The sequence below is a fragment of the Bacillus sp. F9_6S_D1_P_5 genome (genome assembly GCF_054823925.1).
In genome coordinates this window covers 54,690-76,451 of record NZ_JBTREW010000014.1, presented here as the reverse complement: position 1 = coordinate 76,451, position 21,762 = coordinate 54,690, and the positions used below count along the sequence as shown (strand labels likewise).

Annotated in this window: 19 protein-coding genes and 1 riboswitch; of the genes, 8 read left to right on the top strand and 11 right to left on the bottom strand. The window is 35.1% G+C overall.

All coding sequences use genetic code 11. The features are described from left to right. The first annotated feature begins 166 nt into the window (after positions 1-166). Together ACUXEY_RS18130 and ACUXEY_RS18125 are read left to right on the top strand one after the other, a co-directional pair. The gene (locus ACUXEY_RS18130) at positions 167-1,708 is read left to right on the top strand and encodes an MDR family MFS transporter (protein WP_166701946.1); all 1,542 of its coding nucleotides are present in this window, start codon (positions 167-169) and stop codon (positions 1,706-1,708) included. 151 nt (positions 1,709-1,859) lie between these two features. Beyond that, entirely contained in the window at positions 1,860-2,417 is a 558-nt protein-coding gene (locus ACUXEY_RS18125; protein WP_166701945.1) for a PadR family transcriptional regulator, read from the top strand. A gap of 183 nt (positions 2,418-2,600) precedes the next feature. Here ACUXEY_RS18125 and ACUXEY_RS18120 read toward each other — a convergent pair whose 3' ends face one another. Next, entirely contained in the window at positions 2,601-3,032 is a 432-nt protein-coding gene (locus tag ACUXEY_RS18120) for an NUDIX hydrolase (RefSeq protein ID WP_048530766.1), read from the bottom strand. A gap of 329 nt (positions 3,033-3,361) precedes the next feature. Next, positions 3,362-3,549: riboswitch (cobalamin riboswitch) on the top strand. Between the two features lie 128 nt (positions 3,550-3,677). Here ACUXEY_RS18120 and metE point away from each other — a divergent pair. Beyond that, positions 3,678-5,966, top strand: a complete 2,289-nt coding sequence (metE, locus tag ACUXEY_RS18115; RefSeq protein ID WP_429599701.1) for a 5-methyltetrahydropteroyltriglutamate--homocysteine S-methyltransferase — start codon at positions 3,678-3,680, stop codon at positions 5,964-5,966. A 37-nt stretch (positions 5,967-6,003) separates the two neighbouring features. Here metE and ACUXEY_RS18110 read toward each other — a convergent pair whose 3' ends face one another. Beyond that, positions 6,004-6,393 (bottom strand): competence protein ComJ, encoded by a 390-nt coding sequence (locus tag ACUXEY_RS18110; RefSeq protein WP_461301271.1) that lies wholly within the window; start codon positions 6,391-6,393, stop codon positions 6,004-6,006. 35 nt (positions 6,394-6,428) lie between these two features. Further along, positions 6,429-6,863, bottom strand: a complete 435-nt coding sequence (gene nucA, locus ACUXEY_RS18105) for a DNA-entry nuclease (protein ID WP_000811502.1) — start codon at positions 6,861-6,863, stop codon at positions 6,429-6,431. Positions 6,864-7,099: 236 nt separating this feature from the next. Between nucA and ACUXEY_RS18100 the strand changes: the two genes are divergently transcribed. Next, the gene (locus ACUXEY_RS18100) at positions 7,100-7,849 is read left to right on the top strand and encodes a DUF3967 domain-containing protein (RefSeq protein ID WP_461301270.1); all 750 of its coding nucleotides are present in this window, start codon (positions 7,100-7,102) and stop codon (positions 7,847-7,849) included. A gap of 52 nt (positions 7,850-7,901) precedes the next feature. Here the strand turns inward: ACUXEY_RS18100 and kinB are convergent, their stop codons facing one another. Further along, positions 7,902-9,176, bottom strand: a complete 1,275-nt coding sequence (gene kinB, locus ACUXEY_RS18095) for a sporulation sensor histidine kinase KinB (RefSeq protein WP_461301269.1) — start codon at positions 9,174-9,176, stop codon at positions 7,902-7,904. 309 nt (positions 9,177-9,485) lie between these two features. Between kinB and ACUXEY_RS18090 the strand changes: the two genes are divergently transcribed. Continuing rightward, positions 9,486-9,686 carry a hypothetical protein gene (locus ACUXEY_RS18090; RefSeq protein ID WP_000929281.1) on the top strand — a complete coding sequence of 67 codons (201 nt, stop codon included), beginning with the start codon at positions 9,486-9,488 and terminating at the stop codon, positions 9,684-9,686. Positions 9,687-9,808: 122 nt separating this feature from the next. Beyond that, positions 9,809-10,972 (top strand): aminotransferase A, encoded by a 1,164-nt coding sequence (locus ACUXEY_RS18085; protein WP_166701941.1) that lies wholly within the window; start codon positions 9,809-9,811, stop codon positions 10,970-10,972. 15 nt (positions 10,973-10,987) lie between these two features. On the opposite strand, the gene malR is transcribed toward ACUXEY_RS18085, so the two are convergent. From malR to ACUXEY_RS18065, 4 genes are all read right to left on the bottom strand, one after another. Beyond that, a complete protein-coding gene (gene malR, locus ACUXEY_RS18080) occupies positions 10,988-12,010 on the bottom strand; it encodes a maltose operon transcriptional repressor MalR (RefSeq protein WP_087956791.1) in 1,023 nt (340 codons plus the stop codon). A 282-nt stretch (positions 12,011-12,292) separates the two neighbouring features. Then, on the bottom strand, positions 12,293-13,135 hold the full coding sequence (gene malD, locus ACUXEY_RS18075) for a maltosaccharide ABC transporter permease MalD (protein WP_001022608.1): 843 nt from the start codon (positions 13,133-13,135) through the stop codon (positions 12,293-12,295). Continuing rightward, positions 13,136-14,437: a maltosaccharide ABC transporter permease MalC gene (gene malC / locus ACUXEY_RS18070; protein ID WP_001194989.1), complete on the bottom strand. Its 1,302-nt coding sequence runs from the start codon at positions 14,435-14,437 to the stop codon at positions 13,136-13,138. Positions 14,438-14,502: 65 nt separating this feature from the next. Continuing rightward, positions 14,503-15,762, bottom strand: coding sequence for an extracellular solute-binding protein (locus ACUXEY_RS18065; RefSeq protein ID WP_461301268.1), 1,260 nt, complete (start codon positions 15,760-15,762; stop codon positions 14,503-14,505). A gap of 323 nt (positions 15,763-16,085) precedes the next feature. Between ACUXEY_RS18065 and ACUXEY_RS18060 the strand changes: the two genes are divergently transcribed. Further along, positions 16,086-17,846, top strand: a complete 1,761-nt coding sequence (locus tag ACUXEY_RS18060; RefSeq protein WP_429599715.1) for an alpha-glycosidase — start codon at positions 16,086-16,088, stop codon at positions 17,844-17,846. A gap of 39 nt (positions 17,847-17,885) precedes the next feature. On the opposite strand, the gene malL is transcribed toward ACUXEY_RS18060, so the two are convergent. Further along, positions 17,886-19,562, bottom strand: coding sequence for an oligo-1,6-glucosidase (malL, locus tag ACUXEY_RS18055; protein WP_461301267.1), 1,677 nt, complete (start codon positions 19,560-19,562; stop codon positions 17,886-17,888). A 260-nt stretch (positions 19,563-19,822) separates the two neighbouring features. Between malL and ACUXEY_RS18050 the strand changes: the two genes are divergently transcribed. Then, positions 19,823-20,923 carry an ABC transporter ATP-binding protein gene (locus ACUXEY_RS18050; protein WP_151632857.1) on the top strand — a complete coding sequence of 367 codons (1,101 nt, stop codon included), beginning with the start codon at positions 19,823-19,825 and terminating at the stop codon, positions 20,921-20,923. A 65-nt stretch (positions 20,924-20,988) separates the two neighbouring features. Here the strand turns inward: ACUXEY_RS18050 and ACUXEY_RS18045 are convergent, their stop codons facing one another. Then, positions 20,989-21,498, bottom strand: a complete 510-nt coding sequence (locus tag ACUXEY_RS18045; RefSeq protein ID WP_461301266.1) for an SDR family NAD(P)-dependent oxidoreductase — start codon at positions 21,496-21,498, stop codon at positions 20,989-20,991. A 64-nt stretch (positions 21,499-21,562) separates the two neighbouring features. Beyond that, positions 21,563-21,661, bottom strand: a complete 99-nt coding sequence (locus tag ACUXEY_RS18040; protein WP_000145657.1) for a hypothetical protein — start codon at positions 21,659-21,661, stop codon at positions 21,563-21,565. Positions 21,662-21,762 lie beyond the last annotated feature (101 nt).

The window sequence follows — 21,762 nt, the reverse complement described above, 5'->3', positions numbered from 1 at the left end:
AATATTTTGACGGATGAAAAAGTTTGCCTTTTAGTCAAATTTGACTATAATATTCTTTATGGCTTGTGCACTTGTGTAAATTGATTTGAAAGAACTATCCTTTACATTTTTATGCGCTGCACTCAAAACTTAATATAGTTTACTTATTTTTAAAGGAGGGTTATATTTGGAATCTCAATTATCAAAAAAAGACTCCAACAAGACAAAATTTGTTGTTGCTGGTTTACTACTTGGTATTTTAATGGCGGCAATGGATAATACAATTGTTGCAACAGCAATGGCAACGATCGTTGGAGACCTAGGAGGATTTGACAAGTTCGTTTGGGTTACGTCTGCATATATGGTTGCAACAATGGCAGGTATGCCTATCTTCGGAAAACTTTCTGATATGTACGGGCGGAAACGTTTTTATATCGGTGGCCTCATTCTTTTCTTATTCGGTTCTGCACTTTGCGGAACAGCATCTAGTATTGAGCAGCTAAGTATTTATAGAGCAATTCAAGGGATTGGCGGGGGCGCTCTTATGCCTATTGCCTTCACAATTATGTACGATATATTCCCACCAGAAAAACGCGGAAAAATGACAGGGCTATTCGGTGCCGTTTTCGGGACATCTAGTGTGTTCGGTCCTTTATTAGGTGCTTATATTACAGACTATATAAGTTGGCACTGGGTCTTCTATATTAATATTCCATTAGGGCTTATCTCCTTCTTCTTCATTACTAAATACTACAGTGAATCTCTAGAATTTAGAAAACAGAAAATTGATTGGGCTGGCGCTATTACGCTTGTTATTAGTATCGTTTGCTTAATGTTCGCCTTAGAACTTGGTGGTAAAGAATATGCATGGAATTCCACTGTAATTATCGGTTTATTTACAACAGTTGTTATTATGCTCATTATTTTCTTCTTCGTAGAACGAAAAGCAACCGAGCCTATCATTTCTTTCCATCTCTTTAAAAAACCTTTATTCGCAGCTAGCCAAGGCGTTGCCTTTTTCTATGGTGCCGCTTTTATTATCTGTACAGTTTATATTCCAATCTTCGTTCAAGGTGTTCTCGGCGGTTCAGCCTCCAATGCTGGATTAATTTTAACACCTATGATGGTTGGCTCTGTAATTGGAAGTCAAACAGGTGGACAGTTAGCTTCACGAACAAGTTATCGTAACATCATGATCGTATCTGGCGTTTTCTTTGTAATTGGTATTTATTTACTAAGCACTTTAACAATGGATACACCTCGTCTACTTGTAACACTATTTATGGTTCTCACTGGACTTGGAGTTGGTTTCTCGTTCTCAGTTTTAAGTATGTCTTCTATCCACAAGTTAGAAATGCGAGACCGTGGTTCTGCTACATCAACAAACTCATTCTTCCGTTCACTCGGTATGACTCTTGGTGTAACAATTTTCGGTACCATTCAAAATCATATTTTTACTAATAAATTAAGCACGTTGTTCCCTCCTGAACTAGCTAAATTAGCTCCACAAGGTGGAGACACAAGTTTCTTATTATCACAAGGTGCTACCGAGAAGATTCCAGCTGAAATATTAACTGGTATTAAAGAGGCTCTAGCTACATCTATTGCCAGCACATTCTTCTGGGCACTTATCCCGGCTGTACTAAGTATTATTTGTATTTTACTTATGGGAAATGAACGACTCTTTACAGGTCCAAAAACGAAACAAAAACAAAAGCAAGTAAGTTAGTATAGAAAAAAGAAACGGCATACCCTTTATGAAAAAGGGTATGCCGTTTATAATATATAAAGTAAATCTTTGATCAGTAAGGAACCATTCCCACTGGTTATTATCCCTCACCAATCGGGATAAAGTTTCTATATACAGGAGTTGAGACAGAATGAGCATGAAATTAGTCATTCTCGGCTTGCTACTCGAAGGGGATAAACATCCATATGAAGTGCAACATATCATGAAAGAAAGACAAATGGATTGTTATATTAAATATGCAAAAGGATCACTTTACTACGCCTTCGAGCAATTAGAAAAGCAAGGTGCAATTTGTATTACCACGATTGTTCGAGATACGAATAGACCAGATAAAACAATCTTTCATATAACTGAAGAAGGTAAACAATTATTTCACAAGTTACTATTAAAACAATTCGAGGCAAAAAATCAAATATATAAACCAATTTATTCGGCACTCTCTTTCGCTCATTTTGGTGATGACCAAGAGTTAGTTCCTATTTTAGAAAAAAAGAAAAATGATACCGTTCAATATTTACATAAAATGCAAACTATTTATGATTGTAGCAAAGGACAAATTCCACGTGCACAACTATATATTTTGCAAAGTGTTATCGAACATATCTCAGTTGAATTACAATGGTTAAACACCCTCCTTACAGATGCAGTTGCAGGGCGACTTTCAGAAATTGATATAGATGAAGGTTAAACTTGTAAAAAAGAAACCGTAAAAAGGCGATAAAGTTATTTCATTTTAAAACCTAAAACAAGCATCCCCCGTTCTAATTTAGTACGGGGATGCTTGTTTTATTTTCGCTATAAGATACTTCACTGCACTTAAAAATATAACAAGATTTATTATCACCGGCATCCCATAATGGCAGATTATTTCTTAAAATTCTATATAAAAAGGTTGTTGATTTTCATCCAAACTGTATTCAATTCTTTGTCTGAAATTCATAAAACTCACCATTTCTAACGCCTGCTCAATAGGATAGAACCCCACTTCCAAACTTTCTGGTGTAGTCGTTAATTTACCTCCAACTGGCCTAGCTAAAAACAACGTATTACATATTGAATGGTTCACATTTTGAAATACCCCACAAAATTTTAAAACCTCAATATCAATACCCGTTTCCTCTTTCGTTTCCCTTATTGCAGCTTCTTTCAAAGACTCCCCTTCTTCAACTTGTCCACCTGGCATTTCCCATCCTCTTCTAGGTCCTTTAATTAATAGGATTTCATTTTGTTCATTCATTACAATTGTCGCTGCTGAAACTATATGTTTTGGCGGTGAATATATATTTTGTGTACTTTGTTCCAATTGAAATTCCCCATTTCTATAAACTTAGTTTATGTACCTTTATACAGAAATCTTGTTCTTTCTTGTCATAACTTACTATTTCAAAATGAACCATCCAATTCCCTTCCTTATTCCAAAATATGGACGAATTTTCAAATAACATAACTAGCACCTTACGTCTATACAAGTACATTCTTCTTTGTATGTTTAATCGTGATTCACCTCTAAAAAATCTGAAGAATATGAATAATTAAAATAAAAAACTTTAGAATTTTCTTATTTTAAAACAGTAGACAAAATTCCAAAAATTGTGTTAGAATTTGTTTCAATATCATATCGCTTGTTAACTTCCTTTCAAAAGGAAAATAGGTACACGAAAATTTCGTTTCGTGTTTAAAAGGGAAGCTTGGTGAAACTCCAACACGGTCCCGCCACTGTAAATGCTGAGATTTCTTTTTAGTGCCACTGTGAAAACGGGAAGGTGAAAGAAATTATATGAAGCATAAGTCAGGAGACCTGCCTGTTTTAACAACACTGATAGATTCACGGATGATGATGAGGTGTTAAAACAAAAAGGAAGGCTTATTCTCTATGCCTTTATACTTTTTGTTATAAGTATTTCCTAGTAAACGGAAATGCTTACTTTCAATTAGGGAGGAATTTGAAATGGCAATTCAAACAAGTAATTTAGGTTATCCACGTATCGGACTACAAAGAGAGTGGAAAAAAACATTGGAAGCTTTTTGGTCCAATAAAATCGATGAAGAACAATTTTTAACTACGATGAAAGAAATTCGCCTTCAACACGTTAAAGTACAGCAAGAAAAAGGGATTGAACTCATCCCAGTTGGCGACTTTACATATTATGATCACGTTTTGGATACTGCTTATATGCTAGGGTTTATCCCATCACGTTTTTCTGAGTTTACATCTTACCTTGATGTATATTTTGCAATGGCGCGTGGCTCTAAAAATCACGTAGCTTCCGAAATGACAAAATGGTTTAACACAAACTATCATTATATCGTTCCGGAATATGAAGAGGGATTACAAATCTCTTTAAAAGATAATCGTCCACTTCGCTTATATGAAGAGGCGAAACAAGAATTAGGAGTAGATGGAAAACCTGTTATTTTAGGACCATATACTTTCTTAAAATTAGCTAAAGGCTATACAAAAGAGCAATTTACTACTATTTTAAAACAGTTAGTTGCACCTTACGTACAACTGCTTTCAGAACTACATGCAGCTGGTGCACAAGTCATTCAAGTTGATGAACCGATTTTCGCTTCTCTAACAAACGAAGAAATTCAACAAGCAAAAGAAATTTATGAAGCTATTCGTAAAGAAGTTCCAAATGCGAATCTTCTTTTACAAACATATTTTGATAGTGTAGAAGAAAACTATGAAGAAATTATTACATTCCCTGTATCAGGTATTGGCTTAGATTTCGTTCATGGTAAAGAAGGTAATCTAAATGCTATTTCAAAATATGGATTCCCAGCTGATAAAACTTTAGCTGTCGGTTGTATAGATGGCCGTAACATTTGGAGAGCTGACCTTGATGAAGTTCTTACATTATTTACAACGTTACAAAAACAAGTCCAAACGAAGGATTTCATCATTCAGCCTTCTTGTAGCTTATTGCATACACCAATCGATAAAACAGAAGAAACTCATTTATCGACTGAGCTATTTGATGCATTAGCATTTGCAAATCAAAAATTAGAAGAATTAGTTCTCATTCATTCCGCTCTGACTCAAGGTACAGAAAGCATTAGTAATGAGCTGGAAACATATCGAAACGTACATCATACAATTCGTTCATCTGCTGCACGTAACCGAGAAGATGTTAAAACAGCACGAACTGCACTAAAAGAAGAAGACTTTTCACGCCCTCTTCCATTTGAAAAACGATACGACTTACAACAGGTTGCCCTAAAGTTACCGTTGTTACCAACAACAACAATCGGTAGCTTCCCGCAAACAACTGAAGTTCGTCAAACACGAAAAGAATGGCGTAACGGCGTTATTTCAAATGAACAATATGAGCAATTTATTGAAAAAGAGACAGAAAAATGGATTCGTTACCAAGAAGAAATTGGTCTTGATGTCCTTGTACATGGTGAATTTGAAAGAACTGACATGGTCGAATATTTTGGTGAGCGTCTTGCTGGTTTCTCATTCACTAAAAACGGTTGGGTACAATCATACGGTTCCCGCTGCGTAAAACCGCCTGTTATTTATGGTGATGTAGCCTTTATTAACGGAATGACTATTAAGGAAACTGTTTATGCACAAAGCTTAACAGAGAAAGTTGTAAAAGGAATGTTAACTGGACCTGTTACGATTTTAAATTGGTCCTTCGTTCGAAATGACATTCCAAGAAAAGAAGTTTCATATCAAATTGCATTAGCTCTTCGTCACGAAATTGAACTACTTGAATCTTCAGGAATTCGAGTAATTCAGGTCGATGAGCCAGCACTTCGCGAAGGTATGCCGTTAAAAGAAAAAGATTGGGACGCTTATATTACATGGGCAGTACAATCCTTCCTTTTAGCAACTTCTTCTGTAGCAAATGAAACACAAATTCATACTCATATGTGTTACAGTAACTTCGAAGATATTGTTGATGCGATTCGTGCATTAGATGCAGATGTGATTTCTATCGAAACATCAAGAAGTCACGGTGAGTTTATTGATACATTAAAACATACAACATATGAAAAAGGTATTGGTCTAGGGGTATATGATATTCATAGTCCGCGTGTACCGAGTAAAGATGAAATGTATAAGATCGTAGAACAATCTTTACAAGTATGCGATCCTAAATATTTCTGGATTAATCCTGATTGTGGTTTAAAAACGAGAAGAACAGAAGAAGTTATTCCAGCTTTAGAGCACATGGTGCAAGCAGCAAAAGATGCTCGCTCCCTGCTAAAAACAAACGCATAACAAAAATGGGTTATCCTCGTTAAGGATAACCCATTTTTTATTCTTTACTTTCAAAAAAGAATTCATATTGTATTTTATATAATTCATCATCCGTTGGTTCTTCAAGAGGCGTTACTTGTAATACAACTGTATACTCACCATTTGGAATAGGGATTTGAAATTTATTTGAAAGAATACTTGTTACAACGATACATTCATTTTCAACTGTAAAAGGAACTGTAACCGTTCTAATCACTTCTTCTTTCTCACTATGTTTCCCGTAAGTCACTTTTACTTCACAAGTATAATCAGAGAGTGCTTCAAAAATAACAGTTCCATCCGCCTTCGCATAACCTCTTTCAAAATCTTCATCCGTCCATTCAACGTAAGGCTGATCACCTTTATAGTTCATCAACATTAATTGCGAATACGAAATTGTTAACTCCATAGTTCCCTTCTCCTTCATTATGAAATATGCAACTACTACTTCACGTCAAATTTCACACGCGTACCATCTGGATATTTATCTAACTTATTTCCTACCCAAGAGCCTGCTCCGCGATTATCGGCTGGACTTATATACTCAATATGTGCTCCTTTTCCACCTTCTTTACACATCGCCATTGGCCATTCATCACGATCATACCCTTTTTTTGATGGATATGGAGCTAACGATAATTTTCTTCTATCCGCAGCGCCACCACGGTCGATTGTACAAACTTCTGAATGCCCTTCTTTTATAGCATCCGTAATATGTTTTCCTGTCTCTGGATATCGCTCTTTCGGAAATTCTAGAACTTGATCATACGCATTTGTTTTTTTGATACTTGTTTCCTCTGGAACAAGTACTTCATACACCGCTACTACAATAGAAAGAATTGCAATAATTGAAATGATAATACCTTTTAATTGCTTCATGTATACCTCCATGATTCTACCAGTTTCTTTTCCTCAGTTATTATAACAAACTTCTTCTGTATATGTTTTCAGACATTATTGCAGCTCTTCTTCGCCATTCCGCCAAAAACTCTCATTTTTCTTCATCTTTTCACTAATGCTGTAGAAAACTAATAACCTTCCGACATTCTTTTTCAAAGGAAGTCCTCATAAAAGATTGAAATGATATATACGATACTTTTTGGGGAGGAAATATTATGGAAGCTACCTATAAAACGAAAGATGTCACGAATAAAACAGGCATCCCAAAACATATAGTTCGCAAATATAGTCAACTGTTAGAGGAACATGGTTATATGATTTCCAAAACAGCTGATGCTCGTATTTATAAGCTGGATGATTTAAAACTATTGAAATCTATTCATGAAAGAGCTGCTACATTGCAAGAAGATATTTCAGAAACGATACCAATTATTTTAAAAGAAAAAGAGGCCCCACCTGTACCAGTTATACAAGATAAACAAGAAATACAACCGAAAGAAAAAGAAGATGGGCGTAACTTCGAGGAGTTCATGTTAAAACTTGAAATGCTCGCTCAATTAAATGAAGCAATTATTCATCAAAATTCTACCCTTATTACCCAAAATCGTTTAAAAGATGAAAAGCTAGATGAATTGATGCAACAAGTTTATGTAAAAGAAGGCTCTCAAGAAAAAATGCTACAAGAGTTAGTCGATCATGCCGCTCAAACAGATGCCCTGCAAAAAGAAAAGATGGACTTATTAATGAATCATATGTATAAACGAGAATCTAAGCAAGAAGAAAAAATGAATAAACTCGTAAATCAAATTTATAATAAAGACAGCAATCGTGATGCACAACTTATGCAAGTAATTCGCGAAATTCAAGAAACAAAAAGATTAGTCGCAGCTTCAAAAGAACAAAGCTTTTTCCAATCATTTAGAAGTTTATTTAGCCGAACAAAGCCAGAAAAAACAAATGAATAATATAATATATTTTTCCTATATAAAATAAAAAGTTACCTTCCATCGGTAACTTTTATTCCTTATTTCTTACAGCTGGCAATATAATAATCGCTTCAGTTCCTTTCCCACTTTCACTTTTATATTCCAGCGTACCATTATGCGCTTGTAAAATACTAAATGTCACCATAAGCCCTAATCCTGTCCCTTTTTCTTTTAAAGAATAATACGGTTGTCCGAGCCTTGCTAACTGTTCTTTCGTCATTCCAACACCACTGTCTTTAACTCTTATTACAATCGTTTCATCTTTTTGCATAGCCGTTACTTTTAAATATCCTTTATTCCCTTGAATTGCTTCAATACCATTTTTAACAACATTCATAATCGCTTGCTTCAATTTTGTCTTATCACCAATCGTATAAAGACTTTCAGAAATCTCAACTTGCAAATATACACCTTGCATCGCTGCAAATGATGACATAAGAGTTGTCATTTCTATTAATTGAGCGGATAAGCAAATATGTTCTTTTTTCTCAATTTGTGGCCTTGCCAAATTCAAATAATCCGAAATAATTTGTTCTGCCCGGTCCAATTCGGCTAATACGAGACGCATATAATCCTTATTCTTCACATCTTCCGTACTTTCTAGCAATTGGATAAATCCACGAACAACAGTGAGCGGATTTCGAACTTCATGTGCAACACTTGCTGCTAACTCACTTACAATATTAAGCTTTTCTGACTTTTGCATCTCTGTACGCAGTATTGCATTTTCATTTAAATATTCTGTTAAGTACACCTGAAACACCATCGTCATAACCATAATAAGCGAAGCAAATATATATCCGTTATATAGGTGGGAAACATACGGTGTAAACCCCGTTTCTAACAGAACGTTAATCATCCCAATCACTAAAGTAACAAGTACGTACAATGATGAAATCATAAATGCCAGAATTAGCTTCTTATCCCTTGAAAATAGAGACCATTTCTTTGATAAAAATAATGGAACTATCAATAGAAATATTATTTCTATGACTGGAAGGAGGTTTATCCCCTTTAGCGCCCATTCATATGCAACAAAAATAACGGCCGGGATTAAACCAACAATTCCACCGTATAGAAAACCACTAACAATCGGGATTGGGTGAAAGTTATACCCACAAACTTCACCAAAACAAATAGAGTATGTCATGGAGAGAACGAGTGTAATGCTAGATAAGAACATAATAAAGTAGCGGTTTGGCTTCGGAGGCATTTCTTGATAACGATTTAAACGAATCGCTTCATATAAAAATAGTGGCAAAATTATGATGGCAATTTGGATCATTAAATCACGGATAAGCTCCATAGCCTCTCATCCCCTATATGTATTTTGATATGATTATATCATTTTACAGACATATTTGTTGTAAGATTTTGATTTTTCTTAACATATTTGTTAATTCTTTGTTAACAACGCATAATAATTGTTACAGATTTTCGAAATGAATGTAAACCCTGTACCAAATTTCTGCCGGGCAGTATACAATGAATACGGATTACAAAGAAAATAAAAAATACTTCATGAGACGGACAACTATAGCAAAATACAGCATATAATCCATACTATCTATGTTTACAAATAAGTGATCATTATTTTAGTAGGAGGAAGATAAATATGGCGGGTACTACGCTTGTTTTAAAAGAAGAAAATTTGGTCGTTCTAGAGAATGTTGAAAAATCAGTATATGAAGAGTTGCAGCATAAAACAGGAGATGAAAATTGCACATGCGCTGTGAATGAATCAGTTGTTCACCTTGGCAAAGTATCCTCTGTACTTTGGAATGAAGATGAAATAGATTGGGAGTACGGATATTAAAAGTCGCTTACAGCGGCTTTTTTTCTATTATCCCTCCCTTTCTACATAACATATACGCAAGCGAAATTATAGAAAATATGTTAAAATGAACTTAATTTTCAAACGGAAGAAAGGGAGATACAATGGAACAATTCATTAATCCTAGAGTGAAGGACATCCAGATTTCTGGAATCCGTCAATTCTCTAACATGATTCAAAACTATGATAATCTTATCTCTTTAACAATTGGACAACCTGATTTTCCTACACCTTCTCTCGTAAAAGAAGCGGCAAAACGAGCTATTACCGAAAATTATACGAGCTATACACATAACGCTGGTTTACTAGAATTACGCAAGGCAGCTTGTAACTTTGTAAAAGATAACTACGATTTACATTATTCACCTGAAAACGAAACCATCGTTACAATCGGTGCCAGTGAAGCAATTGATGTTGCATTCCGAACGGTTTTAGAGCCAGGAACAGAAGTCATTTTACCTGCCCCTATTTATCCAGGATACGAGCCGATTATTCGATTATGCGGCGCAACGCCTATTTTTATCGATGTTCGTGAAACTGGCTTCCGCTTAACAGCTGCAGCACTAGAAAATGCTATTACAGAAAAAACAAGATGTGTCGTACTGCCGTATCCTTCTAACCCAACTGGTGTAACTTTATCAAAAGAAGAACTACAAGAGATTGTAGATGTTTTAAAAGATAAAAATATTTTCGTCCTTTCTGATGAAATTTATAGCGAACTTGTATATGAACAAAAGCATACATCTATTGCCCATTTCCCAGAAATGCGTGAAAAGACTATCGTCATTAACGGTTTATCAAAATCTCATTCTATGACTGGCTGGCGTATCGGTCTATTATTCGCACCAAGCTATTTAGCAGGACATATATTAAAAGTTCATCAATATAACGTAACTTGCGCTACTTCAATCGCTCAATACGCTGCAATTGAAGCATTAACAGCTGCTAAAGATGCACCAAAAATGATGCGTCATCAATACAAAAAACGCCGTGATTACGTATATAATAGACTCATTCAAATGGGATTAACAGTTGAGAAGCCAACAGGTGCATTTTACTTATTCCCATATGTTGGCCATTTAACATCGTCATCATTTGATTTTGCACTTGACCTTGTGAAAGAAGCTGGACTTGCCGTCGTTCCTGGAACAGCATTCTCTGAATATGGTGAAGGCTACCTTCGCTTATCCTATGCATATAGTATCGAAACTTTAAAAGAAGGCTGTGACCGTTTAGAAGCCTTTCTACAACAAAAAGCTAAGAGTTAAACTCTTAGCTTTTTGTTATGCATAATGGTCGCAAGTTTGACGCTTCAGTAATTTATGCGGAATGATGATACACTTTGCTGTAGACTCTGCATTCTCTACTTTATCAACTAAAGCTTTTGCAGCTTCATATCCTAGCTGATATATATTCACATCAACTGTTGAAAGTGGCGGACTCGCAATTTCTGATAATAAAGCATTATTAAAGCTTACAATAGAAACATCCTTCGGTACAACAAATCCTTTTTTAGAAAGTGCACTTAACACACCAAGTCCAATTAAGTCATCCGTTGCCATAATTGCTGTTGGTGGTTGCTTCAGCCCCATTAATTCCTCTACGGCTTGCTGACCACTTTCTCTTGAAAAATCAAAATGTAAAATATACTCTTTTGGTAATACAATGTCTGCTAATTTTAAAGCATCACTCATACCAGCCAAACGATCTCTCGTCACAAGTAAATCAGATCCACCGCCGATGAACGCGATTTGTTTATGACCTAATGAAATTAAATATTCAGCTACTTCTCTTGCCGCTGTATAATTGTCATTATCTACATATGTAATTTCATCTTTTCGATCATATGGTTTTCCAATTAAAACAAACGGGAAATTTTGTTTATGCAAATATTGAATAATCCGGTCATTCTCTCTTGAATATAAAAGAATAATGCCACCAATTTGGCGTCCCTGCACCATCTTTACAACACCATTAAAAATCTCATCTTCCGTTTCACCTGTCGACATATAAAGCGCATACCCTTCCACATGTGCAAATGAACTAATTCCTCTTATAACTTCTGGGAAAAACGGATTTTGAAAAGCTTTACTTGCAGAACTTGGCATAACAAGACCAAGTGTTTTTGTTGTTTGGTTAGCTAAGTTTCTTGCGTTTAAATTGGGATGATACCCTAATTCACTCATTACTTTCCGAACACGACGCTTTGTTTTTTCACTTATACTTGGATTATCAGCAATTACACGAGAAACGGTAGATGGTGCTACATTTGCCTTCTTCGCCACATCTTTAATTGTAACTGTCATAAAAATCCCCCTCCTTTCACTTCTCTGTCATTTTATATATTTTTTTATCTTGCACCCGTTGCAAGTAATAGGAGAAGTCATAAACTTTCATTGATTCTATCTTGCAAAACCTATCATATTCTCCCTCTCCATGTATTGTAAGGGATATAGCTCTTTTTTCCTATACTATAATATACTATTTATTTCACTTCTTTTCATATGGGATGTCAAATCTCTTTTCATCTCCCTATAAAATGTTTTATAGGGAGATGAAAAGAAAAATGGGACGTAATGTCCCATTTTTCATCCTTTCGTACCTCCAGCAGTTAAACCAGAGATAAAGTATTTTTGTAGTGATAGGAATAAAATTGAAATTGGGATTGCAATCAATACCGAACCCGCTGCAAACGTTGTAAATTCATTACCAAATTTCTTCGCTACCATTTCATATAACCCAACTGCTAACGTATAATTTTCTGGTGTGCGCAAAATAATACTCGCTAAAATGAAATCTGTAAATGGACCGATGAAAGTGAATAACGCTACAACTGCTACGATTGGCTTTGCAAGTGGCATAATGATTTGCCAAAAAATACGGAAATGTCCTGCTCCATCCATACGAGCTGACTCATCCAATTCTTTCGGAATCGTATCAAAATACCCTTTCATAAGCCATGTATTCATTGGGATTGCCCCGCCGACATAAATTAAAATTAATGCAAGGTGCGTATCAATTAATCCTGTTAACTGTGCTAATACGTATAGAGCGATTAACGCTGCAAAGTTTGGAATCATTTGCAGAATTAAAAATGTTAATAAACCATTTTTTCTTCCAACAAAACGATATCTCGAAAATGCATAAGCAGTAAAACTAATTGCTAGTACTGAGAAAATCATCGTTAAAACACTTACTTTTAATGTGTTTTTATACCATAGTAAATAATTACTATTCTCTAAATCTAATAACTTACGATAATGATCTAACGTTGCATTTTGTGGAATAATACTTGATCCAGATAAACTATCACCTGGATTAAACGATGAGCCAATAATCCATAATAATGGATAGAAAATGATGGCACACATTACGAAAATAACGAGATAACTTAATGAGAGACGTAACATCTTTTGTCTTTTAATATTCATTTACATCATATCCTCTTCTTGGAATGATTTTGTTCTCTTAAATTGCCATAACGCAACTGTAATAACGATTAACGATAAGATCATTGTAAGAGCTGCTGCTTTCCCGTACTGCGCCGAAGTCATCGTTAACTTATAAATCCATGAAATTAAAATATCTGTTCCACCTGCGTCTTGTCCAGCTACAGCAGGACCTCCGCCGTTAAATAGATAGATGATACTAAAGTTATTAAAGTTAAACGTATATTGCGTAATTAATATTGGTGCTGTTGCATATAAAACAAGTGGCAATGTAATTTTACGAAATTGTTGCCAAGCTGTAGCTCCATCTACTGTAGCTGCTTCGTATAATTCTCCTGGAATCGATTGCAGTATACCTGTTGTCATTGCAAAGACGAACGGGAATCCAAGCCACGTTTGAATCATAATTAAAGCAATCTTCGCCCAAAATGGATCTGTCATCCAAGCAATCTTTTCAATTCCGAATAAAGCTAATACTTGATTGTTAATGGCTCCAAATGTTTCATTAAACATACCAGAGAAAACAAGAATAGATACGAATGCTGGGACCGCCCACGGTAAAATGAAGATTGTTCGAATAATTGCCTTCCCTTTAATACCAGGCTGATTTACGATAATCGCTAAGAAAATACCAAGCGCAACTTGTAATGTCGTTGCAACGAATGTCCAAATAACAGTCCAAGAAAATACACTTAAAAATGTCTCTCTCCACATCGGTAATGTAAAGATATCAATAAAGTTTTTAAATCCTACCCAATCTACTAATTTAGCTGGAGGAGAATGATATAAATCATAGTTCGTAAATCCAATTAAAATTACGAAGATGATTGGAAATACAACTACAAAGATAAGTAATAGAAAACCTGGTGAAACCATTAAATATGGAAAACCTTGATCTAGTAAATTACGGTATTGCTCTTTTACAGAGTTTAAAGGTGTTCCTATATCACGTTTCTTCCCGTTTTGGTATGCATCATATAAATTAAATGCATATATTCCGAGTCCAAACACGATGACGATGAGCGCCAAGATTCCTTCTACTAATAGAAAGACAGAATGGTCACGTGGAACTTCTGTACCAAGCGTTACAATTCCCCATAATCCCATATTTAATAAATCAGCAAAGGCTACAATAAATGAACCTGTTAATACTAGAAAAATAAGACCTTTTACAAATTGCTTATTATACATTTGGCCCACGCCTGGAATGATAGATAACATGGTTGCCATTTTCCTATGCTTTGAACCGTTTAAACCGTTTGCTGGTTCCATAGATGTTTGCATGTTCCTTCCCCCTTTTTTCTGGGAGAGAATTCGTGCCCCCTCATATTAGAGGCACGAATTTCACCTTATTTTTTCTTACTATGATTTGCCTCAATATTACCTTTAATTTGCTTCACTGCATTATCAAGTGCTGCTTTTGGTGCCTCTTTTTCCGTAACAACTAATTGAAGCGCATCTCCAGCTGGTTTCCATACTTCTTGCATTTCTGGAATGTTCGGCATTGGAATTCCATTTTCAGATTGCGTTGCAACTGCTTTTGCAGCTTCATTATCTTTAATGATTGGATCTTCCATTACTGCTTTTACTGGAGGAATTTCTTTTGTTTTCTCAAATCGAATTTTTGCGTTCTCTTCATTTGTTACCCATTCAGTGAATTTTGTAGCTAAATCATTTTGTTTAGAGAAACTTGTTACATGCCATCCTTTAACTCCAACAAATGTTTTCATTGGTTGACCGTTTGGTAATTTTGGCATTGGAGCAACGCCATAATCAATTCCGTTCTTTTCCATTGCTTGGAACGCCCATGGACCATTCATGATAGATGCTGCTTTTCCTTCGTTAAATAGTCCATCAGCAGCAGGTCCACCAGATTCACCGATAATACCTTTCGGGAATAACTTTTCTTTGTACCATTTTTGAAGATATTCAGCACCTTGTACTGCTCCGCTATTATTTAATCCAACGTCACTTGCATTTGGCTTTCCATCTTTTTCACCAAACACATAACCACCCATACCTGCCATGAATGCATTAGCAAAGTAGAAGTTATCTCCTAATGTTAAGAATCCGTACTTGCCATCTTTCGTAAATTCTTTTGAGAAGTTAAACAGCTCGTCCATCGTTTCTGGTGCTTTTGGCATTAATTTTTTATTGTAAATAAAGATTGGTGTCTCAATTGCTTTTGGTAAACCGTATAGTTTTCCGTTATATGTCTGTGCTTGTATTGATGACTCAGTAAATTTACTCTTTACAGCATCGTCAGCTTTCACTTCAGAAAGTAAACCTTCTGTTACTGCGTTTCCGATTTGATCATGTGGCAATGTTACAACATCTGGTCCCGTCCCCGCTGGTCCATCAAGACGTAACTTCTTCACTTGATCTGTCATTTGCATTTCAACAACTTTTACTTTTACTTTATATTTTTCCTCAAAGCTTTTCACTGCTGGTTCTAAACCAACACCTTTTTTATCATCTTCCCAAACGAGAAGATCGTAATCTTTCTTTGCTTTACTTTCTTCTTTTTCCCCTGAATCTTTCGGTCCACATGCAGATAACATACCAATTGATAATGCTGAAACCGTTAATAATGATAATGCTTTCTTCATCCCAAAAACCTCCCTAAATTGTATATGTACCTTACTGATTGAAAACGTTTGCATTATATGGTTTAATAGAAGCGCAAACAATATCTCAATCTATGAAAACGTTTGCGCTATTTGTCTATCATTATACATTCTTTTATTCATTTTGCAAATATTAATTTTAAAATATTATTCCTATACTCTTTATACATTGACTTTATATGAAATGAATACTACTCTTATAAGCAATATTAAAGCTATGCAAAAAGCAATCGTTTGCAACATATGCTTTATTATTATACTTATGGGAACAATACGCATGGAGATATTAAAGGGGGATTTTCTATATGCTTAAAGAAGCCATTTATCATAGGCCAAAAGATAATTATGCATACGCTTACGATGAAAAAGCGATTCACATCCGAATACGTACGAAAAGAGACGATGTACAAAGCGCCACTCTTATTTATGGTGATCCTTATGATTGGAAAGACGGGAAATGGGTTACATCAAGTACACCGATGAAAAAAACTGGTTCAACTGCATTATTTGATTTTTGGTCCATTTCCATTGAACCAAAATTTAAGCGCTTACGTTACGGATTTGAATTAAAAGCGGAGACAGAAACGCTTATTTATGCAGAACGAGGATTTTTTTCCAGTATTCCAAATGATGACGTTGGTAACTTTTTCTGTTTCCCATTTATTCATGCACATGATGTATTCCAAGCACCTTCATGGATTAAAGATACTGTTTGGTATCAAATTTTCCCGGAACGGTTCGCTAATGGAGATCGTGCACTAAATCCAGAAAACACCCTTCCTTGGGGCAGCGCTGAGCCAACTCCAACTAATTTCTTTGGGGGAGATTTTGCTGGTGTTATTCAAAATCTTGATTACCTTGTGAAGCTTGGAATTTCAGGAATATATTTCACCCCTATTTTCAAAGCACATTCCAACCATAAATATGACACAATTGACTACATGGAAATCGATCCGCAATTTGGCACAAAAGAAACGTTCAAAGAACTCGTTCAGGCATGTCATACACACGGTATAAAAGTAATGCTCGATGCCGTATTTAATCATAGCGGATACTTTTTTGATAAATTTCAAGATGTACTAGAAAATGGTGAGCATTCAGCATATAAAGAATGGTTCCATATTCATGAGTTCCCAATTCGAACTGAGCCATTCCCAAATTATGATACTTTCGCATTTACACCGTATATGCCTAAATTAAATACAGCACACCCAGATGTAAAAGAATACTTACTTGAAGTAGGACGTTATTGGGTAAGAGAGTTCAACATAGACGGTTGGCGCCTTGATGTAGCAAATGAAGTCGACCATAGCTTTTGGAGAGAATTCCGAAGTGAGATAAAGGCATTAAATTCTGAAGTATATATTTTAGGAGAAATTTGGCACGATGCACTTCCATGGCTACAAGGAGATCAATTTGATGCTGTAATGAGCTATCCCGTTACAAATGCTCTACTGTCTTACTTTGCTAACGATTCCATTAAGGCAAATGAATTTATGAAACAAATTACAGAATCTCTACATTCCTACTCTATGAATGTAAATGAAGCAGCATTTCATTTATTAGACAGCCATGATACACCAAGAATATTGACAACATGCAACGGAGATAAAAATAAATTAAAGTTACTTTATGTATTCCACCTTTCTTTCATCGGCTCCCCTTGTATTTATTATGGAGACGAAATTGGTATGGACGGTGGTATGGACCCAGCTTGCCGCAAATGTATGGTTTGGGATACGAAAGAACAAGATCATACATTATTTACACATGTACAAACATTAATTTCATTACGAAAGCAGTATAAAGCATTTGGAGGACACGGCACTTTCCAATTCATTGAAGCAAATGATGAACATAATTATATTACTTATACGAAAACGTATGAAGATGAAACGATCTTTTTCGTTTTAAATCCGACTAATAGTGACATTACAGCTTCACTCCCTCTCCATGTTACTGGAAAGAAAATCATTAATATTTATACTAACGAAGAATTTTCAGCGGAAGCAAGTGTATTACAAGTTACACTTCCTCCATATGGATTCTCCATATTAAAATGGTAATCAAAAAATCCTTATACCGAAGTGGTATAAGGATTTTTCTTATTTCAATTTGAATACCATTGCTTCATACGGACGTAATGTCATGTTTTCTATCGATCCACTCACTACGTCGTAATTGTGTATGAATAACTCTGCCTCACTATAACTAATGTCCTCAGGTAATTCAAACACACATTCTTCCGCAGTAAAGTTTGCAATAACAAGAAGTTTTTCTTCTCCATATATTCTTACGTATGCAAAAATAGATGGATTATTTTCCAATATTAAATCATATGATCCATACACAATAATCTCATTATTTTTACGTAACTCAATTAATTTTTTATAGTAATAAAAAATTGAATCTTTATTTTGGATCGCTTGTTTCACATTAATTTCTTTGTAATTAGGGTTTACCGTAATCCAAGGCTTACCTGTTGTGAATCCAGCATGATTCTGATCATCCCACTGCATCGGTGTTCTAGCATTATCTCGTCCTTTTATATAGATAGACTGCATCACTTTCTCTATATCTTCACTGCGCTCTATAACTTTTTCCTTATACATATTTAATGTTTCAATATCTCGATATTCATCAATCGATTCGAATCGAACGTTCGTCATTCCGATTTCTTCCCCTTGATAAATATACGGTGTCCCTTTCATCATATGAAGCACCGTTGCTAACATTTTCGCAGATTCAATGCGATACGTTTCATCATTACCAAAACGAGATACCACGCGCGGCTGATCATGGTTATTCCAATACAGACTATTCCAGCCCGTATGCTCTAACGCTTTTTGCCACTTCGTTAAATTCTCTTTTAAAGTAAGGAGTGAACATGGTTTTACATCCCATTTCCCGCCTTCTCCTGAGTCTAAATCCATATGTTCAAATTGGAATACCATCTGCAGTTCTTTTCGTTCTTCCCCAGTATACAATTTCGCTTCTTCTGTCGTTACACCAGGCATTTCACCAACCGTCATAATATCATAATGAGACAATACTTCTTCATTCATTTCATGTAAATATTTATGAATGTTTGGACCGTTCATAAAATGCTTATGACCTGAAACATATCCCTCTTCTTCTGTTTCAACAGTTGGTAATCCCTCTTCTTTAGAAATAAAATTAATAACATCCATACGGAAGCCATCAATTCCTTTCTCTAACCAAAACTTCATCATTTCATAAACATCTTGTCTTACCTTTTCATTATCCCAATTTAAATCTGGCTGTTTTTTAGAAAACAGATGTAAATAATATTCATCTGTCATTTCATCATACTGCCATGCTGATCCACTAAAAGCTGCTCCCCAGTTATTCGGCTCTTTTCCTTCTTTTCCAGGACGCCACATATAGTAATCTCTATATTTATTATCTTTTGATTTACGTGATTCAATAAACCAATTATGTTCATCAGAAGTATGATTAACAACTAAGTCCATCATAAGTTTCATATTACGTTCATGCATTTCATGTAATAGCTCATCCCAATCTTCCATTGTTCCGAACTCATTCATAATTTTACAATAATCACTTATATCATAACCATTATCGTCATTTGGAGATTCATAGACTGGCGATAACCAAATTACATCAATCCCTAATTCTTTTAAGTAATCTAGCTTTGAAATAATACCACGAAGATCCCCAATACCATCACCGTTACTATCCATAAAGCTACGAGGATAAATTTGATATACTACACTTTCTTTCCACCACTGTTTTTCCATTATGCTACCCCATTTCATTAATAATTCGATTTTCTTTTTTAAGGCGCAAACGTTTTCATTAATGAATGATAACAGATTCTATCTTAATTTAAAATAGCGCTTACAACTTTTATTCTTATTTTTCTAAGAAAACATACGAAAATTACTACTATTCCTCTCCTGTATGAAAACGTTTTATTTTTTTGTTTATTTTTCGAATCTATTAGTTTATAATGAACTAAAAGAAAACGTTTGCATAATTATTTCTAGGAGGAAATACCATGGCAGAACTGAAATTAGAAAACATTTATAAAATATATGATAATAACGTAACAGCTGTAACAGACTTCAATTTACACATTCAAGATAAAGAGTTTATCGTATTTGTCGGTCCTTCTGGATGCGGAAAATCTACAACATTACGAATGGTTGCTGGACTTGAAGATATTTCAAAAGGAGAGTTTTCAATTGATGGTAAGCTAATGAACGATGTCCCTCCAAAAGATCGCGATATCGCAATGGTCTTCCAAAACTATGCTCTATATCCACATATGAGTGTGTATGATAATATGGCATTTGGATTAAAACTTAGAAAAATACCAAAAGATGAAATCGATCGTCGTGTGAAAGATGCAGCAAAAATTTTAGGACTGGAACAATATTTAGATAGAAAGCCGAAAGCATTATCCGGTGGACAACGTCAACGTGTTGCGTTAGGCAGAGCAATCGTTCGAGACGCGAAAGTGTTCTTAATGGATGAGCCTTTATCTAACTTAGACGCTAAATTACGTGTTGCAATGCGCTCAGAAATTTCTAAATTACACCACCGTCTTGGAACGACAACAATTTACGTAACACATGATCAAACAGAAGCAATGACAATGGCTTCACGTCTCGTTGTTATGAAAGACGGAAAGATTCAACAAATCGGAACTCCAAAAGAAGTATATGAAACACCTGAAAACATTTTCGTTGGTGGGTTTATCGGCTCTCCAGCGATGAATTTCTTCCGTGGTAAATTAACTGAAACCGATTTTGTTATAGACAATGCAATAAAAATTAAAGTAACTGAAGGAAAAATGAAGATGTTACGTGAACAAGGCTATGTAAATAAGGAAATTGTTTTAGGTATTCGCCCTGAGGACATGCATGATGAACTATTATTTTTAGAAGCTTCACAATCTACTGCCTTCACAACAAAAATCGAAGTTGCTGAATTACTAGGTGCTGAATCTATTTTATATATGAAACTTGGAGATCAAGATTTTGCAGCACGTGTTGATGCAAGACATACATTTTCACCTGGAGATCAAATTAAACTAGCATTTGATATGAATAAAGCGCATTTCTTTGATAGTCAAACTGAACAACGTATTCGTTAAAAAATAATTTTTCCTATATCACATACAAAAAAACCGTCCACATATTTTGAGGGCGGTTTTCATTATTATACGAGGGCTTCTACTGTATGAAATGATTGTCCTTTCGTGCCAATAATACCGAAAATCGGTAAGTCACTCAGCACCACTTCTTCTTGCTGTTTCATAAAAGATGACGTTAATTGTTTTATCTCTATCCAAACGTCATTAATACAAAGTACATTGGAATCGTTCTCTTGTTGGCGTGAAAAAATAGAATCTATTTTATATAAACCAGCATTTTGAAAAAGCATATCAATGCGACCGAATGCATTCAAAGTAATGCTGATTACGCGTTGCCAATCACCTTGCTTTTCCATATCATAGGATACAAAAAGTGCTTCTCCGCCTAGATTCGTAATTTCCTCCACTGTTGCTTGTCCACTTTCTTGATCAATGTCCGTCACAATTACTTTTGCGCCTTGTTTAGCCAACAAAAGAGCTGTATTACGTCCAATACCGATGCCACCGCCAGTTACGATAGCAACTTTTCCTGCAAGCTTCATTTTCATTACCCCTTCTATAAGTCTTACCGTCATTCAGTATACTCCTTTATGAGATTAGTCTGCAAGCAAGAAAAGTTGCTTATTCGTTTGTAAACGGTTACTTTTTTACTCCTTCTTTTTTCTTACTATTACGCTGATCAAAAACTAAACCGATGAAAATTAAAATCCCCCAAAAGATTACACTACCTCCAGTCATTTCAATTTCCCCCTTATTATATAAAGATATTATTTTAATTATTATAATATTTTCTTAATTTTCAATCTATTAAAACCAAAAATGATATTATTATATAAATG

Bases quoted from the DNA above. Each gene is read 5' to 3' on its own strand.
- ACUXEY_RS18085 (WP_166701941.1), top strand. From the start codon at position 9,809: ATGGAACAATTCATTAATCCTAGAGTGAAGGACATCCAGATTTCTGGA.
- ACUXEY_RS18065 (WP_461301268.1), bottom strand. From the start codon at position 15,762: ATGAAGAAAGCATTATCATTATTAACGGTTTCAGCATTATCAATTGGT.
- malD (WP_001022608.1), bottom strand. From the start codon at position 13,135: ATGAATATTAAAAGACAAAAGATGTTACGTCTCTCATTAAGTTATCTC.
- malC (WP_001194989.1), bottom strand. From the start codon at position 14,437: ATGCAAACATCTATGGAACCAGCAAACGGTTTAAACGGTTCAAAGCAT.
- ACUXEY_RS18050 (WP_151632857.1), top strand. From the start codon at position 19,823: ATGGCAGAACTGAAATTAGAAAACATTTATAAAATATATGATAATAAC.
- nucA (WP_000811502.1), bottom strand. From the start codon at position 6,863: ATGAAGCAATTAAAAGGTATTATCATTTCAATTATTGCAATTCTTTCT.
- ACUXEY_RS18100 (WP_461301270.1), top strand. From the start codon at position 7,100: ATGGAAGCTACCTATAAAACGAAAGATGTCACGAATAAAACAGGCATC.
- metE (WP_429599701.1), top strand. From the start codon at position 3,678: ATGGCAATTCAAACAAGTAATTTAGGTTATCCACGTATCGGACTACAA.
- ACUXEY_RS18090 (WP_000929281.1), top strand. From the start codon at position 9,486: ATGGCGGGTACTACGCTTGTTTTAAAAGAAGAAAATTTGGTCGTTCTA.
- ACUXEY_RS18040 (WP_000145657.1), bottom strand. From the start codon at position 21,661: ATGACTGGAGGTAGTGTAATCTTTTGGGGGATTTTAATTTTCATCGGT.
- ACUXEY_RS18110 (WP_461301271.1), bottom strand. From the start codon at position 6,393: ATGGAGTTAACAATTTCGTATTCGCAATTAATGTTGATGAACTATAAA.
- ACUXEY_RS18125 (WP_166701945.1), top strand. From the start codon at position 1,860: ATGAGCATGAAATTAGTCATTCTCGGCTTGCTACTCGAAGGGGATAAA.
- kinB (WP_461301269.1), bottom strand. From the start codon at position 9,176: ATGGAGCTTATCCGTGATTTAATGATCCAAATTGCCATCATAATTTTG.
- malR (WP_087956791.1), bottom strand. From the start codon at position 12,010: ATGACAGTTACAATTAAAGATGTGGCGAAGAAGGCAAATGTAGCACCA.
- malL (WP_461301267.1), bottom strand. From the start codon at position 19,562: ATGGAAAAACAGTGGTGGAAAGAAAGTGTAGTATATCAAATTTATCCT.
- ACUXEY_RS18060 (WP_429599715.1), top strand. From the start codon at position 16,086: ATGCTTAAAGAAGCCATTTATCATAGGCCAAAAGATAATTATGCATAC.
- ACUXEY_RS18045 (WP_461301266.1), bottom strand. From the start codon at position 21,498: ATGACGGTAAGACTTATAGAAGGGGTAATGAAAATGAAGCTTGCAGGA.